14 protein-coding genes are annotated in these 15,801 nt (G+C 66.3%); 5 read left to right on the top strand and 9 right to left on the bottom strand.

Annotated elements, in window-relative coordinates:
- Positions 1-6: 6 nt before the first annotated feature.
- The 4 genes from K2O50_RS14600 to K2O50_RS14585 all read right to left on the bottom strand — a co-directional run bounded on the left by K2O50_RS14600 (position 7) and on the right by K2O50_RS14585 (position 3,334).
- Positions 7-1,227: a M20/M25/M40 family metallo-hydrolase gene (locus tag K2O50_RS14600; RefSeq protein WP_050706199.1), complete on the bottom strand. Its 1,221-nt coding sequence runs from the start codon at positions 1,225-1,227 to the stop codon at positions 7-9.
- 173 nt (positions 1,228-1,400) lie between these two features.
- Entirely contained in the window at positions 1,401-1,730 is a 330-nt protein-coding gene (locus tag K2O50_RS14595; protein ID WP_050706198.1) for a hypothetical protein, read from the bottom strand.
- Between the two features lie 74 nt (positions 1,731-1,804).
- A complete protein-coding gene (locus K2O50_RS14590; protein ID WP_050706197.1) occupies positions 1,805-2,455 on the bottom strand; it encodes a DUF998 domain-containing protein in 651 nt (216 codons plus the stop codon).
- A gap of 63 nt (positions 2,456-2,518) precedes the next feature.
- Positions 2,519-3,334: a sulfite exporter TauE/SafE family protein gene (locus tag K2O50_RS14585; RefSeq protein ID WP_050706196.1), complete on the bottom strand. Its 816-nt coding sequence runs from the start codon at positions 3,332-3,334 to the stop codon at positions 2,519-2,521.
- A gap of 109 nt (positions 3,335-3,443) precedes the next feature.
- Here K2O50_RS14585 and K2O50_RS14580 point away from each other — a divergent pair, with 109 nt between their 5' ends.
- Positions 3,444-4,211 (top strand): helix-turn-helix domain-containing protein, encoded by a 768-nt coding sequence (locus K2O50_RS14580; protein ID WP_050705305.1) that lies wholly within the window; start codon positions 3,444-3,446, stop codon positions 4,209-4,211.
- A 79-nt stretch (positions 4,212-4,290) separates the two neighbouring features.
- Positions 4,291-5,040, top strand: a complete 750-nt coding sequence (locus K2O50_RS14575) for a FadR/GntR family transcriptional regulator (protein ID WP_050705306.1) — start codon at positions 4,291-4,293, stop codon at positions 5,038-5,040.
- A 139-nt stretch (positions 5,041-5,179) separates the two neighbouring features.
- On the opposite strand, the gene K2O50_RS14570 is transcribed toward K2O50_RS14575, so the two are convergent.
- The 5 genes from K2O50_RS14570 to K2O50_RS14550 all read right to left on the bottom strand — a co-directional run bounded on the left by K2O50_RS14570 (position 5,180) and on the right by K2O50_RS14550 (position 12,115).
- Positions 5,180-6,760 carry an aldehyde dehydrogenase (NADP(+)) gene (locus tag K2O50_RS14570; RefSeq protein ID WP_050705307.1) on the bottom strand — a complete coding sequence of 527 codons (1,581 nt, stop codon included), beginning with the start codon at positions 6,758-6,760 and terminating at the stop codon, positions 5,180-5,182.
- Positions 6,761-6,859: 99 nt separating this feature from the next.
- A complete protein-coding gene (gene garD / locus K2O50_RS14565) occupies positions 6,860-8,413 on the bottom strand; it encodes a galactarate dehydratase (protein WP_050705308.1) in 1,554 nt (517 codons plus the stop codon).
- Positions 8,414-8,491: 78 nt separating this feature from the next.
- The gene (locus K2O50_RS14560; protein ID WP_050705309.1) at positions 8,492-9,847 is read right to left on the bottom strand and encodes an MFS transporter; all 1,356 of its coding nucleotides are present in this window, start codon (positions 9,845-9,847) and stop codon (positions 8,492-8,494) included.
- 102 nt (positions 9,848-9,949) lie between these two features.
- Positions 9,950-10,861: a 5-dehydro-4-deoxyglucarate dehydratase gene (kdgD, locus tag K2O50_RS14555; RefSeq protein WP_050705310.1), complete on the bottom strand. Its 912-nt coding sequence runs from the start codon at positions 10,859-10,861 to the stop codon at positions 9,950-9,952.
- A gap of 444 nt (positions 10,862-11,305) precedes the next feature.
- A complete protein-coding gene (locus tag K2O50_RS14550) occupies positions 11,306-12,115 on the bottom strand; it encodes a gamma-glutamyl-gamma-aminobutyrate hydrolase family protein (protein ID WP_050705311.1) in 810 nt (269 codons plus the stop codon).
- Between the two features lie 400 nt (positions 12,116-12,515).
- Here K2O50_RS14550 and K2O50_RS14545 point away from each other — a divergent pair, with 400 nt between their 5' ends.
- Genes K2O50_RS14545 through K2O50_RS14535 form a run of 3 tightly spaced genes read left to right on the top strand, consistent with a single transcriptional unit; the run spans position 12,516 to position 15,745 of the window.
- Positions 12,516-12,989 carry a MarR family winged helix-turn-helix transcriptional regulator gene (locus K2O50_RS14545; protein ID WP_050705312.1) on the top strand — a complete coding sequence of 158 codons (474 nt, stop codon included), beginning with the start codon at positions 12,516-12,518 and terminating at the stop codon, positions 12,987-12,989.
- A gap of 30 nt (positions 12,990-13,019) precedes the next feature.
- Entirely contained in the window at positions 13,020-14,213 is a 1,194-nt protein-coding gene (locus K2O50_RS14540) for an HlyD family efflux transporter periplasmic adaptor subunit (RefSeq protein WP_050705313.1), read from the top strand.
- Positions 14,210-15,745 carry a DHA2 family efflux MFS transporter permease subunit gene (locus K2O50_RS14535; protein ID WP_050705314.1) on the top strand — a complete coding sequence of 512 codons (1,536 nt, stop codon included), beginning with the start codon at positions 14,210-14,212 and terminating at the stop codon, positions 15,743-15,745. Before K2O50_RS14540 ends, K2O50_RS14535 begins: the two co-directional genes overlap by 4 nt.
- The last annotated feature ends 56 nt before the right edge of the window (positions 15,746-15,801 follow it).

Below are 15,801 nucleotides of genomic sequence, written 5' to 3'. Positions count from 1 at the left end.
GCAGGCTTACTGCGCCAGGTGCCGGATCATCGCCACCGTCAGGTACAAGCGTGGCGCCACGCTGGCGATCTCCATGTACTCGTCGTCGCCATGCAGGCCGGCGCCGACCACACCCAGTGTTTCCAGCACCGCCGGCTTGTCGCTGTCGGGCACGTAGGCGTAGCCGGCGTCGGTGCCGAAGCGCATGGCGATCGGCTGCAACTGCCGGTCGATCTTGCTGTAGAGCTGCCGTGCGGTTTGCGCAAGCTCCGTGGAGGCGTCGTTCTTGGCCAGCGGCGGGCGGCCTTTCTCCACGACCAGCTCGACCTGGGTATCGGCCACAAGCTGTTTCTTGATGATCCGCAGGGCATCTTCCTGCACCCGCTCGGTCTCGCTCAGGTCGGAGTAGCGCATGTCGGCCTCGGCGCTGGCCTGGGCGGGAATGATATTGGCCTTTTCCCCGGCCTTGGCCAGGGTCCAGTTGACGGTAGTGCCTTTGCTCTTGTCGCCGAGGTCGTTCAACTGCAGCAACTGGTGCGCCAGTTCCATCAGCGCGTTGCGCCCGGCTTCCGGAGCGGAGCCGGCGTGGGAAGCGCGACCCTTGACCTCGAGCTTGAGGCGGTTGATGCCGTTGGTGGCAACGGTGACCGCGTCATTGTCCGGTGGCTCGTAGGAGAAGACGAAATCGTGCTTGCGCGCCAGTTCGGCGATCAGCTGTCGCGAGCCGGTCGAGCCCATTTCCTCGTCCGGGTTGAACAGCACGGTGAGGGTGCGGTAGCCCTTGTACTGCTGGTCCTGCAGCAGTTTCAGCGCATGCAGGATCATCGCCACCCCGCCCTTGGCGTCGGCCACGCCGGGGCCGTAGGCGCGGTCGCCGTCTATCCGGAACGGGCGTTTGGCCACGGTGCCGGGGCCGAACACCGTGTCGTAGTGGACCATCAGCAGGAAGTCCTTGTCGCCGCTGCCCTTGAGGGTGCCGACGATATTGTCGCCCACCGAGGGCGTGGCCGGCTGGGTGCTGACCTTGGCGCCGAGGGCCTCGAGGCGTTTCACCAGTTCGCTGGCGACCTGTTTCAGGCCGGGTTCGGTACCGGTGCCAGTATCCACTGCAACCAGGGTCTTGAGGGTCTCCAGGTAATGGGGTTGTTCGGCCTGGGCCTGGCTGAACAGTTCCTGGGGCGTCGGGTCGGCGGCCTGGGCGGTGGCGCAGGCCAGGGCAAGGGCCAATGAGCAGAATCGCAAGGGCATGGGCAGGGATCTCGTTGTCGTGAACCCTTCAGCGTAGACCCTGCCACCCGATTACCGAGTCATTTGCTCCCGGCGATAACGCTATTGCACAGCCCAGGGGGGCTGGCAAGCACGATACGTAACGGTGATATTCAACATTCGATAGTGTTAGTAAACTATTGAATTATAAGAATTTATCTTTTCGCTACTGCATGCTGTACGCACTGCTCGTAATACGTCTGCTTGATCGCCGTCGGCTTCAGCCGAGACCGGCTGTTATAGGTCTGCTCGGTGATGCCGAAAGCCGTCATGCGCATCCACGGCTTGGCGAACTTGCGCGCCTGCAGCTTCTTGCGCGTGGCGTACAGGGTGACGCCGGAAAGCTTGGCCTGCTGCGCCTCGGCGGCGATCTGCGCGCCCCAGCCGCACACCTGGCGATCGTTCTGGCTCAGTGCCCGGGCCTGGGCGCCGAAGGCGGCGCTGGCCAGCAGGCAGCCGGCCACGGTTGCTAGAATCACTCGCATGTTGCTGTCCTAAGCATCTGAAGGAAAACAAAGTCTGCCTTCGCTTTCGACGCCTGGGGGCCAGCAGTTTGCCGTCAGGCGATGGCCATTTTCAGGCCACCGTACTGGCGCGTGCGCAGCGACTGCAGGGCCAGGGCCGCGATCCACAGCACGCCGACGCCGTAGTTCAGGCGCTGGTAGAGACCGAACAGTTCACCGCTGTGCACGGCCTTGGCCATCAACACCACGGTGACCACCGCCAGCAGCACGCTCAGCAGCGACCCCCAGGCCAGCCCCGGGGATCGGGCCAGGCGCGTGCCCAGGCCGATCCACAGCACACTGGCGAGGGTCAGCGAGAGGAACATCAGCAGGCCGCCGAGGTTGTGCATCTGTTGCGAGAACGATGGCTCCAGCGGCGCACAGCCCTGGTCACAGGCAAACCCGCCGGTCGCCAGGCTGCCCAGGCCATGCAACAGCACCAGCAGGGCGCTCAACCGCGCCAGCTTCGAGCGCCGCCAGCGCCGCGCCAAGCCCCAGGCGAACAGTGCGAACAGCAGGGCCAGCGGGAAATTGTTGATCCAGGGCGACAGCCCGTGGGTGGGGGCGCCGACCGCGCCGAGCTGGCTCATGGCTTGTTGCAGGTGGTCGTAGCCGGGGTAGGCCAGCGCCGTCAGGGTGACGCCCAGCAGCAGCCAGAGGGGAATGAGCAGGCCGCTGGCGAGCAGCAGGCGATCGAACGTCTTCATGCAGTGCCTTCCTTGGTGAGTGCAGGGCGCAGCCTACCGCGTCGCCGTGGCCATTCGCCAGTCTCAGCGGCCGTTGACCAGCATCACCAGCAGCACGCAGGCCAGCAACGCCAGGTAGGCCCGGGCATGCACGCTGTCGGGGATGCGCCCGAGCAGGGGCGCGGCCAGGTGCATGCCGAGCCAGGCGCCGACGGTCATCACCAGTCCCGCGCGCAGGTCGATGAAACCCAGCAGGCCCGGGCCAAGGTCGAACTGGCCGGCCGGCAGCAGCGCATAGACCAGCGTGGCCGCCAGGGCCATGGGCAGCGACAGCGGGTTGGCCATGGCCGTGGCGGTGCGCATGCTGGCGCCGCGTCGGCGCATCAGCGGCACGGTCATCACACTGCCGCCCACCCCGAGCAGCGCCGCCAGTGCGCCGATGGGCACGCCGACCAGGCTGGCGCCGGCGCTGCCCAGGGGCGCCAGGCGATGTTCGCCTGCGCGTACGAAGCCTGGGCGCAGCCAAGCGTCCAGCAGACTCAGCGCCAGGTAGGCGATGAACAGCCAGCGCAACCAGGCGCTGGCCAGGTACAGCGCCGCCCATGCCCCGAGCAGCGCGCCCAGGGCGATGGCCGGCGCCAGTGGGCGCACCAGGTCCCAGCGCAGGCTGCCCGCGCGGTGATGGCGCCAGGTGGCCAGGGCGCTGCTGAAGATCATCACCGTGGCCGAGGTGGCCACGGCGATCTGCATGGCGTGCTGGGCCACGGCCGTCCCCGCGCCATGACTGGCCAGCAGCAGGGCATAGAACAGCGGCACGGCGAAGAAGCCGCCGCCGAAGCCGAACAGCAGGGTGGTGACGCCGGCACACAGGCCGAACAGGCCAAGCAGGGGATAGAGCATGGGGTGGGTCTCGGGTCAGGGGGGAGGCGGTCAGGGTAGGGTGCCTGCCTCTTGGCTGACTTGCGCAACCTGGCCAATAATCATCGTGTTTCGGCCAGAACCTTCCTTCATGCGCAATGTTCCCTTGTCCGAGGTCGATGCCAGCCCCCGTGCGGTGCTGGCCATCGCCACCGACTATCCGCCCGGTACCCTGCTGCCCAGGCATGTCCATCGCCGGGCGCAGTTCCTGTATGGCATGAGCGGGCTGATGGAGGTGCTGACCGATGACGGCGCCTGGGTCATCCCGCCTGGCAGCGGGGTATGGATTCCGCCCGGCAAGCCGCACCAAGTGCGCATGCGTGGCGTGAGCACCCGCAGCCTGTACATCGAACCGACCGCGCTGCCCAGATCGGGCAGCGTGTGCGAGGCACTGCGGGTCGGGCCGCTGCTGCACCAGCTGTTGCTGGCCAGCGCCGAGGTGCCGGCCTTGCATGACGAGGCGGGGCGCGACGGCCTGCTGCTGCGGCTGGTGCTGCATGAGCTGGGCCAGGCCGAGCGTCTGCCGCTGTTCGCGCCGCTGCCGGCCGAGCCGCGTCTGGCGGCCCTGTGCCAGGCGTTCCTGGCGCAGCCATCAATCCACACCCGTGGCGAAACATGGGCAGGCCAGCTCAACTGGAGCCTGCGTACCTTCAGCCGGCGCTTTCGCGAGCAGACCGGGCTGTCGTTCGGCCAGTGGCGCCAGCAGGCCTGCCTGATGGCCGCGGTGACACGACTGGCGACCGGCGAGCCGGTGACCACCGTCGCCCTGGACCTGGGCTATGAAAGCCCCAGCGCGTTTTCCAGCCTGTACCGGCGAGTCATGGGCCAGCCGCCGTCGGCGGCACGCCAGGGCAGATGAAAACCCCGTTGGACGTATGTGATCGTACAACCGCTTGCGCTATCATCACGCCTGTCTTTCACAACCAGACATACAGGGCATGACAGAGCAGCAGGTACAGGCACGGACCCGGCGCAAGCCGCGCAGTCTGGCCCAGGAACTGGTCACGGTGCTGACCGAACGCATCCGCAGCGGCCAGCTCAAACGCGGCGACAAGCTGCCCACCGAATCGCAGATCATGGTCGAGGAAGGGGTCAGCCGCACCGTGGTGCGCGAGGCCATCTCGCGGTTGCAGGCCGCCGGCCAGGTCGAGACCCGTCATGGCATCGGCACCTTCGTGCTGGACGCGCCGAGCACCGGGGGCTTTCGGATCGACCCGGCGACCATCGTCACCCTGCGCGAGGTGCTGGCGGTGCTGGAGCTGCGCATCGCCCTGGAAATCGAAGCCGCCGGCTTGGCCGCCCAGCGTCGCAGCGACGAGGAACTGGCCGGCATGCGTGCCGCGCTGGACGAGCTCAACGAGGGCGCAGCCCACGCCTCGGATGCGGTGTCGGCGGACTTCCAGTTTCATCTGCGAATCGCCCAGGCCAGCGGCAATCACTATTTCGCCGACATCATCAATCACCTGGGCACCAGCATCATCCCGCGCACCCGGCTGAACTCGGCGCGCCTGGCCCATGACGACCAGGCGCACTACATGAGCCGGCTGATGCATGAGCACGAGGCGATCTACGAGGCCATCGCCCGGCGCGACAGCGAAGGCGCGAAGATGGCCATGCGCATGCACCTGAGCAACAGCCGCGAGCGCCTGCGCCAGGCCCATGAAGAGGCCGAGGCGCAAGGCATCTGATCGTAAACCCGCCCCCACAGGTTTTTCGCAGTTCGCTGGCAAAGGCTGATCCCTGTGGGAGCGGGTTTACCCGCGAAGAGGCCGACGCAGGCACCATAAAAAAGCCCTGCATGCGCAGGGCTCTTGCATCCCAGGGCTCTCAAATCACCCCTTCACTCCACTGCCCATTCACCAACCGCCGCAGCCCCAGTGGGTTGCCATCGCGCAACGCCTCCGGCAGCAGCGCCTGCGGGTAGTTCTGGTAGCACACCGGGCGCAGGAAACGATCGATGGCCAGGGTGCCGACCGACGTGCCACGGGCATCCGAGGTCGCCGGGTAAGGCCCGCCATGGACCATGGCGTCGCACACCTCGACGCCAGTCGGGTAGCCATTGACCAGGATCCGCCCGACCTTCTCCTCCAGCAGCGGCACCAGCCAGGCAAAGGCCTCGAAGTCCTCCGGCTCGCCGATCAGCGTGGCGGTCAGCTGGCCGCGCAGGCCGAGCAGGGCGGCGCGAAGTTGCTCAAGGTCGCTGACTTCGACGGCCACCGTGGCCGGGCCGAACACTTCTTCCTGCAGCAGCGGGTCGGACTCCAGCAGCAGGCGGACGTCGGCCTTGAACAGCTGGGCACGGGCCTGGTCGCCCTGTTGTGCCTGACCGGCCAGGTGCTGGATGCCGGCATGGGCGTGCAAGTGTTCCAGGCCGGCGACATAGCTGCGCAGGCCGCCGGTGTTGAGCAGGGTCTGGCCAGCCTGTTGGTCCAGATGCTGGCCCAGGCCATTCAGCAACTGGTTGAAGCCAGGCGACCGCAGGCCGATCAGCATCCCCGGGTTGGTGCAGAACTGCCCGGCGCCCAGGCACACGGAGCCGGCCAGTTCGCGGGCGATGTTCTCGCCACGCTTGGCCAGCGCGGCCGGCAGGATGATCACCGGGTTGATGCTGGACATCTCGGCGAACACCGGGATCGGTTGCGCCCGCTCGGCAGCCATGCGGCACAGGGCGTCGCCGCCCTTGAGCGAGCCGGTGAAGCCGACCGCCTGGATGGCAGGATGCTTGACCAGCCATTCACCGACACCGCCACCGAATACCATGTTGAACACACCCTTGGGCATGCCGGTGCGTTCGGAGGCGCGCAGGATGGCACAGGCCACCAGGTCGGCGGTGGCCATGTGGCCACTGTGGGCCTTGAACACCACCGGGCAACCGGCGGCCAGGGCTGCGGCGGTGTCGCCGCCGGCGGTAGAGAAGGCCAGCGGGAAATTGCTGGCGCCAAATACCGCTACCGGGCCGACGCCGATACGCATCTGGCGGATGTCCACCCGTGGCAGCGGCTGGCGTTCGGGCAGCGCCAGGTCGATGCGCGCCCCGAGGAAGTCGCCGCGGCGCAGTACCTGGGCGAACAGGCGCATCTGCCCGCTGGTGCGGCCGCGTTCGCCCTGGATACGGGCGGCGGGCAGGGCGGTTTCGCGGCAGACGATGGCCACGAAGCTGTCATCGAGTTCGTCCAGTTCGGCGGCGATCGCCTCGAGGAATTCGGCGCGGCGTGCCGGGGGCAGCTGGCGGAACTCGCTGAAGGCGGCGGCGGCGGCGCGGGCGGCGCGGTCTACCTCACCTTCGGTGGCCTGGGCGAAGTTATAGGGCAGTGCCTCGCCGGTGGTGGCGTCCAGGCTTTGCAGGCGTTGCGGGCCGACGGCACTGCGTTGGCCGGCGATGAAGTTGTGGCCGAGGATATTGGGCATGGAAACTCCTGGATGAGTGATGAGCCAGGGCGTGGGAGCGGGCTAGTCCCGCGATTGCATCATCGCGGGGCAAGCCCGCTCCCACGCCACCTGTGTCGTTCAGGTGATCGGTGCGGGATTGAACAGGGTGATGTCGTTGTGCAGGCCATGCTGCTCGGCCCAGGTGCGCTTGCGACCGCTGGCGACATCGAGGTAGTAGTGGAACAGCTCCCAGCCCAGCTCCTCGATGCTCGCCCGGCCACTGGCGATGCGCCCGGCGTCGATGTCGATCAGGTCCGGCCAGCGTTGGGCCAGTTCGCTGCGGGTGCACACCTTGACCACCGGCGCCATGGCCAGGCCGTAGGGCGTGCCGCGGCCGGTGGTGAACACGTGCAGGTTCATCCCGGCAGCCAGCTGCAGGGTGCCGCAGACGAAGTCGCTGGCCGGGGTGGCGCAGAAGATCAGGCCCTTGCGCGTGATCCGCTCGCCCGGGCCAAGCACGCCCTGGATGGCGCCGCTGCCGGACTTGACGATCGAGCCCAGGGATTTCTCGACGATATTGGACAAGCCGCCTTTCTTGTTGCCCGGCGTGGTGTTGGCGCTGCGATCCGCCGCGCCCTGCTGCAGGTAGCGGTCGTACCAGTCCATCTCGCGCACCAGCGCCTCGGCGACTTCCGGCGTTTCGGCGCGGGAGGTGAGCATGTAGATGGCGTCGCGCACCTCGGTGACTTCCGAGAACAGCACCGTGGCGCCGGCGCGTACCAGCAGGTCGGCGGCATGTCCCAGGGCGGGGTTGGCGGTGATGCCGGAAAAGGCGTCGCTGCCACCGCACTGCATGCCCAGGATCAGCTCGCTGGCCGGCACGGTTTCGCGGCGGCGCTGGTCGAGCTTCTTCAGGCGGGTTTCGGCCAGGGCCATGATCTGCTCGATCATCTCGACGAAGCCCAGCGAGGCATCCTGCAGGCGGTACAGCCAGGGCTCGCTGAGGTCCACGGACGGGTCGTCCTCGTGCATCACCTGGCCGGCCTGGAGTTTTTCGCAGCCCAGGCTGATGACCAGCGCCTCGCCGCCCAGGTTGGGGTTGCGCGCCAGGTTGCGCACGGTGCGAATCGGGATGTAGGCATCGCGGGCGTTGATCGCCACGCCGCAGCCGTAGCTGTGGGTGAGGGCGACCACATCATCCACGTTGGGGTATTTGGGCAGCAGTTCGCTGCGGATGCGCTTGACCGCGTGGTCGAGTACGCCGGTCACGCACTGCACGGTGGTGGTGATGCCGAGGATGTTGCGGGTACCGACGGTGCCGTCGGCATTGCGATAGCCTTCGAAGGTGAAGCCTTCGAGGGACGCCTGGGCGGCGGGCACGGCGTCGCAGCGCGGCAGGCTGTCGAGCGCGGGGGCGGCCGGCATCGCCAGTTGATCCTCCTTGACCCAACTGCCCTGGCGCAGGTCTTCCAGGGCGTGGCCGATGACCTGGCCATAGCGGCGCACCGCCTCGCCCCGGCGGATATCCACGGTGGCGACCTTGTGGCTCTGCGGCACGCCCTCGACCAGGGTCAGGCCGTCGGCGAAGCGAGCGCCTTCGCCCAGGCCGCCGTCGTTGACCACCACCACGACATTGTCGTCGGGGTGCAGGCGCACGTAGCGGGGCGACTCGGAATGTTCGATCAACTGCATGGTCAGGCCCTTCTTGTCGTTTCTTTCAGGCTTCTTGTAAGCCAGCCGGCACCCGGACAGGGCGCCGGCGTGTTTCACTCAATGCCGCGAAGTGGCAAGCTCAGCGGTGGGTGCCGCTTCTTGCTTCGGGTCGTCCTTGAGCTCGATACGCTTGATCGGACCGACGATCACCAGGTAGCTGAACACTGCCACCAGGGCGTTGGCGCCCACATACACCAGCGCCCACTTGAACGAGCCGGTGGCGCTGATGATGTAGCCGATGACGATCGGCGTGGTGATCGAGGCGATATTGCCGAAGGTGTTGAACAACCCGCCCGACAGCCCGGCGATCTGCTTGGGCGAGGTGTCGGCGACCACTGCCCAGCCCAGCGCGCCGATGCCCTTGCCGAAGAACGCCAGGGTCATGAAGCCGACCACCATCCATTCGGCCTCGACGTAGTTGCAGAAGACCATGGTGGTCGACAGCAGCAGGCCGCAGACGATCGGCAGCTTGCGCGAGAAGGTCAGCGAGTTGCCGCGGCGCAGCAACCAGTCCGACAGCACGCCGCCGAGTACGCCGCCGATGAAGCCGCATACCGCCGGCAGCGAGGCGATGAAGCCGGCCTTGAGGATGGTCATGCCGCGCTCCTGCACCAGGTACACCGGGAACCAGGTGAGGAAGAAGTAGGTGATGGCGTTGATGCAGTACTGGCCCAGGTAGACGCCCAGCAGCATGCGGCTGGTCAGCAGCTGCTTGATATAGCCCCATTTCGGGCCATCGTTGCCGCGCTTCTGGTCCATGTCCACCAGGCCGCCGTTCTGTTCGATGTGCTCGAGCTCGGCGGCACCGATGCGCGGGTGCTGGCGCGGGTTGTAGATGGTCTTCAGCCAGACCGCCGAGAACACGATGCCCAGCGCGCCCATCACCACGAACACATGTTCCCAGCCGAAGGTGAAGACGATCCAGCCCATGATTGGCGCGAACAGCGCGGTGGCGAAGTACTGCGCCGAGTTGAAGATCGCCGAGGCGGTGCCGCGCTCTTGCGTCGGGAACCAGGCCGCGACGATCCGGGCGTTACCGGGGAACGACGGCGCTTCGGCGAAGCCGACCAGAAAGCGCAGGGTGAACAGGGTGACCACTGCCCAGGCCACCGGCAGGCCGCCGACGAAGCCTTGCAGCAGGGTGAACAGCGACCAGGTGAAGATGCTGAAGGCGTAGACGTTCTTCGAGCCGAAGCGGTCGAGCAGCCAGCCGCCGGGGATCTGCCCGGCCACGTAGGCCCAGCCGAAGGCGGAGAAGATGTAGCCGAGGGTGACCGCGTCGATGCCCAGGTCCTTCTGCAGGCTGGAGCCGGCGATGGCGATGGTGGCGCGGTCGGCGTAGTTGATGGTGGTCACCAGGAACAGCATCAACAGGATCAGGTAGCGCACATGCGTCTTTTTCGTCGCTTGCATGCTGGTTACTCCCACTCATTATTTTTATACGGGGATCGGTTGTGGGCCGGAGCAGGGTGGCCCTGCTCCGGCGGCGGCATCGGCAGGCCGCAGGGCGTTCGCTTATTGCGGGCCCATCTTGTCCATCAGCGCGGCGAGCATCTCGTACTCCTGCGCGGTCAGGTCGGTCAGCGGCGTGCGCACGGGGCCGGCGTCGTAGCCGGCGAGCTTCGCCCCGGCCTTGACGATGCTCACGGCGTAACCGGCCTTGCGGTTGCGGATGTCCAGATACGGCAGGAAGAAGTCGTCGATCAGCTTGGCCACGGTGGCGTGATCGTCGCGGGCGATGGCGTGGTAGAAGTCCATCGCCGTCTTCGGCACGAAGTTGAACACCGCCGAGGAGTACACCGGCACGCCCAGGGCCTTGTACGCCGCAGCATACACCTCGGCGGTGGGCAGGCCACCCAGGTAGCTGAAGCGATCACCCAGGCGGCGACGAATCGACACCATCAGCTCGATGTCGCCCAGGCCGTCCTTGTAGCCGATCAGGTTCGGGCAGCGCTCGGCCAGGCGTTCCAGCAAGTCGGCGTTCAGCCGGCAGACGTTGCGGTTGTATACCACCACGCCGATGTTCACCGCCTTGCACACTGCCTCGACATGGGCGGCGACGCCGTCCTGGCTGGCTTCGGTGAGGTAGTGGGGCAGCAGCAGCAGGCCCTTGGCGCCGAGGCGTTCAGCCTCCTTGGCGTATTCGATGGCCTGGCGGGTCGAGCCGCCGACGCCGGCGAGGATCGGCACCGACGTGGCGCAGGTGTCGACGGCGGTCTTGATCACCTGGCCGTACTCGCTGGCGGCCAGGGAGAAGAACTCGCCGGTGCCGCCGGCGGCGAACAGCGCGCTGGCGCCGTAGGGGGCGAGCCATTCCAGGCGCTTGACGTAGCCGGCCGGGTTGAAGTCGCCGTGGGCGTCGAAGTCGGTGACGGGGAACGACAGCAGGCCGTGGGAGAGGATGGATTGCAGTTCTTGTGGGGTCATTGTTGTAGGCATCCTGTGGCGCTTGGAGGAGGGGGAACCAAGGTGAGAGGTAAGTTATCGTACAACTTGAATCGTGACTAGTCCCTCGCGACAGAAAATTTGAATCCACCCACCATGACAGTGCCAACCCCTGTAGGAGCGGCCTTGTGCCGCGAAAGGGCCGCGCAGCGGCCCCGGGATTTCGGCGTTGACCCACGATCGCCGGGGCCGCTTTGCGACCCTTTCGCGGCACAAGGCCGCTCCTACAGGGGGCGCGTAAACCCGACAATTCGGCAGAGGAGGGTTGTCGTATGACTTTCGGGGGAAGAAAAAAAGATCGCGGAGACAGGCACAAGCCCGCCGCCCGCTTCCACGGGAAGTGTTCTGGGACCAGCAGAGGGTGACCGGGGAAACGGGGGCGGTATTGCACCGCCCCGCGATCAAAGCTAACGAAGCTTCAGTGGATCAGGCAGCCTGGTGGTGCTTGACCTGGGACTTGCGGACCTGGGCGCGGCAGGCGTCGCCGAAGGCCTGGAACATCTTGATCGAGTCGGGGTTCTTCGCCGCTTGCCACTCCGGGTGCCACTGCACCGCGAACAGGAAGGGCGAGAGGCTCGGGGCGTGGATTGCCTCGACCAGGCCGTCTTCGGCATGGGCGATCGGCTCGATGCCGGCACCCAGGTTACGCAGGCCCTGGCCGTGCAGCGAGTTGACGCGGATCTCGTCGGTGCCCAGGGTATCGCGCAGCCAGCTGCCTGGCTTGATCTTCACGCTGTGCACCGGGGCGTACTGGACTTCGACCGGATCTTCCGGGTTTTCCCGGTGGTCGTTGAAGCCGGGCTCGGCGTAGACCTTCTGGTAGATGTCACCGCCCAGGGCCACGTTGATTTCCTGCATGCCGCGGCAGATGCCGAAGATCGGCAGGCCGCGCTTGATCGCAGCCTTGACCAGCGGCATGTCGAACAGGTCGCGGTCCTTGTCCTGGCCCTTGCCGGGGGTCTGGTTTTCCTGGCCGTAGAGGGTCGGGTCGATGTTGCTGCCGGCACCGGTCAGGTAGACGCCGTCGGCCATGTCCAGGTAGGTCTCGAGGTCTTCGACGCCACAGCAGGTGGGCACCAGGACCGGGACGCAACCGGCGAAATCGACCAGCGGGGTGATGTATTTGTGGGTCATGACCTGATAGTCATGGCCTTTGCGCTCTTGGCTGCCCATGGTCATCAGGACGACGGGTTTGCGCAGGGAGGCTTGCTTGTTGCCAATGTTGCTGTTGGACATATGTCACCTTGAGACAGGTCATGCCTGTCGTTGTTGTGCAGGCGCACGGCCGGGGCCTTGAGTGCTGCCTGGAGCCCCGAGCACTGCCGGCTCGCCTTGCAGGCGATGTCGGTCGGGGCCTGACTCATAGCTTGCCAGAGCCGTTCGATATGTCAAACGAGTGGCGGGGTGTCCAGGCGCCTGTTTTCGGGGGGTCTGGGTCGTCAAGGCCTTTGGTGACAAGGGTTTGGCGAGGCTTTGGTCAATAATATTTAACGACGCAGTCGGGTCTTTGCATCGGTGCAATGATCGTGATGCCCTGGAGGCAAAGACCAGGATTTTTATTTAGCCCCCTAATCAAAGCTTTGACATTCACTGCCTAAGCAGTAATATTTTCACACAATTCCTCGAGCAGACCCCGATGTCCCATTTCACCCCGGAAAACTTCCAGACCTGCGCCATCGGCATGCTGCTTGGCCGCGCCGCGCTGCTCAAGGACCGCATCCTTGACTGGCACCTCGAGGCCGATGGCGTCACCGCCGCCCAGTTCAAGGTGCTGATCATCGTCACCCAGTACCAGGTCGACACCCCGGCCGAACTGTGCCGCTACCTGGGCCTGGACAGCGGCTCGATGACCCGCATGCTCGATCGCCTCGAGCAGAAGGGCCTGATCCTGCGCAATCGCTGCCCCGACGACCGCCGCCAGGTGCGCCTGGCCCTGACCGCCGATGGCCAGCGCCTGGCCGACCGCTTGCCGCAGGTCGGCGCGGCGGCGATGAACGAACTGGTCGGCGTGCTGCAGCCCGAGGAACTCAAGACCCTCGAGCAACTGCTCGCCAAGGTCCTGATCAACGCCGGCGACCCCCTGACGATCCGCCGCTTCGGCGATCGTTGAACCCTGTCACGCATCTTCCAAGGTATTGTCATGGCCACTCCCGCTGACACCTCCACCCCGGCCGCCGCGCCCGACAACACGCGCAAGCGCAAGGTCTGGCTGCTCGCCCTGTTGCTTATCCTGATCCTCGCCGGTGCGGGCACCTGGGCCTGGTACAGCCTGGTCGGGCGCTGGCACGAAAGCACCGACGATGCCTACGTCAACGGCAACGTCGTGGAGATCACCCCGCTGGTGACCGGCACCGTCACCAGCATCGGCGCCGATGACGGCGACCTGGTCCATGCCGGCCAGGTGCTGCTGCAATTCGACCCCGCCGACAGCGAAGTCGCCCTGCAGTCCGCCGAGGCCAAGCTGGCGCGTACCGTACGCCAGGTACGCGGGCTGTACAGCAATGTCGACTCGCTCAAGGCGCAACTGCAGACCCGCCAGGCCGAGCTGCAGAAGGCCCAGCAGGACTACAACCGACGCAAGGTGCTGGCCGACAGCGGCGCCATCGCCGCCGAGGAAGTGGCCCACTCCCGCGATGACCTGACCGTGGCCCAGGCTGCCGTCAACAGCGCCCGCCAGCAACTCAACACTAGCACCGCGCTGGTCGACGACACCGTGGTGTCCTCGCATCCGGAGGTGATGGCCGCCGCAGCAGACCTGCGCCAGGCCTACCTCGACCATGCCCGGACCACGCTGGTGGCACCGGTGACCGGCTATGTCGCCAAACGCACCGTGCAACTGGGCCAGCGCCTGCAACCGGGCACGACGACCATGGCGGTGATCCCGCTGGACGAGGTGTGGATCGACGCCAACTTCAAGGAAACCCAGCTGCGTGACATGCGCATCGGCCAGCCGGTCGAGATTACCGCCGACCTGTACGGCAGCGAAGTCAGGTACACCGGCACCGTCGACAGCCTCGGCGCGGGCACCGGTAGCGCCTTCGCCCTGTTGCCGGCACAGAACGCCACCGGCAACTGGATCAAGATCGTCCAGCGCGTGCCGGTACGCATCCACCTGGATCCCGAGCAACTGAAGAAACACCCGCTGCGCATCGGCCTGTCCACGGTCACCGAGGTCGACCTGCACGACCAGAGCGGCCCGGCCCTGGCCCAGCAGCCACCGCAGCAGGCCAGCTACACCACCCAGGTGTATGACCGTCAGCTGGTCGAGGCCGATGACCTGATCGCCCGGCTGATCCACGAGAACAGCGCCACCGGCAAGACGGCTCAGCGATGAGCCAGCAGGCCCCCGCGCAGTTCACCCCGCCAAGCCTGCTGCTGACCACCATCGGCCTGTCCCTGGCGACCTTCATGCAGGTGCTCGACACCACCATCGCCAACGTGGCGTTGCCGACCATTTCCGGCAACCTCGGCGTGAGTTCGGAGCAGGGCACCTGGGTGATCACCTCGTTCGCGGTGAGCAACGCCATCGCCCTGCCGTTGACCGGCTGGCTCAGCCGGCGCTTCGGCGAGGTGAAGCTGTTCATCTGGGCCACGCTGCTGTTCGTGCTGGCCTCGTTCCTGTGCGGCATCGCCCAGTCGATGCCCGAGCTGGTGCTGTTCCGGGTGATCCAGGGCGTGGTGGCCGGCCCGCTGTACCCGATGACCCAGACCCTGCTGATCGCCGTGTACCCGCCGGCGAAAAGGGGGATGGCCCTGGCGCTGCTGGCGATGGTCACGGTGGTGGCGCCGATTGCCGGGCCGATCCTCGGCGGCTGGATCACCGACAGCTACAGCTGGCCATGGATCTTCTTCATCAACGTACCGATCGGCCTGTTCGCCGCCGCCGTGGTGCGCCAGCAGATGCGCACGCGACCGGTGGTCACCAGCCGCCAGCCGATGGACTACATCGGCCTGCTGACCCTGATCGTCGGGGTCGGCGCGTTGCAGGTGGTGCTGGACAAGGGCAATGACCTGGACTGGTTCGAGTCATCGTTCATCGTCATCGGCACCTTGATCTCGGTGGTGTTCCTGGCGGTGTTCGTCATCTGGGAGCTCACCGACCGCCATCCGGTGGTCAACCTGCGATTGTTCGTGCACCGCAACTTCCGCATCGGCACCCTGGTGCTGGTGGGGGGCTACGCGGGATTCTTCGGCATCAACCTGATCCTGCCGCAATGGCTGCAGACCCAGATGGGCTACACCGCAACCTGGGCGGGCCTTGCGGTGGCGCCGATCGGCCTGCTGCCGGTGCTCATGTCGCCCTTCATCGGCCAGTACGCCCATCGCTTCGACCTGCGCTTGCTGGCCGGCATCGCCTTCCTGGCGATCGGTACCAGTTGCTACATGCGTGCCGGCTTCACCAACGAGGTGGACTTCCTGCACATCGCCCTGGTGCAGTTGTTCATGGGCATCGGCGTGGCGCTGTTCTTCATGCCGACCCTGGGCATCCTGCTGTCGGACCTGCCGCCGCACCAGATCGCCGACGGCTCGGGGCTGGCCACCTTCCTGCGGACCCTGGGCGGCAGTTTCGCCGCGTCGCTGACCACCTGGATCTGGATTCGTCGTGCCGACCAGCACCACGCCTACCTGAGCGAGCACATCAGCAACTTCGATCCGGCCACCCGGCAGACCCTGGAGCAGTTGGGCGGGGCCAGCCCGCAGGGTTACGCGAAGCTGGAGCAGATCCTCAACAGCCAGGCGTACATGATGTCGACGGTGGACTACTTTACCTTGCTCACCTGGGTGTTCGCCGGGCTGATCCTGCTGGTGTGGCTGGCCAAGCCGCCCTTTACCGCCAAGGCCGGGCCGGCTTCGGCGGGGCATTGAAGCAATGATCCTGTCCATGCAGCACCTGCCCCGTTTTCAAATGATGGCATTTCCCC

This window comes from Pseudomonas sp. 2hn (assembly GCF_019646095.1).
In the GTDB taxonomy this organism is placed as follows: domain Bacteria; phylum Pseudomonadota; class Gammaproteobacteria; order Pseudomonadales; family Pseudomonadaceae; genus Aquipseudomonas; species Aquipseudomonas peradeniyensis.
Note: the sequence above shows the minus strand (reverse complement) of the source record. Positions and strands in the feature narration are given on the sequence as shown.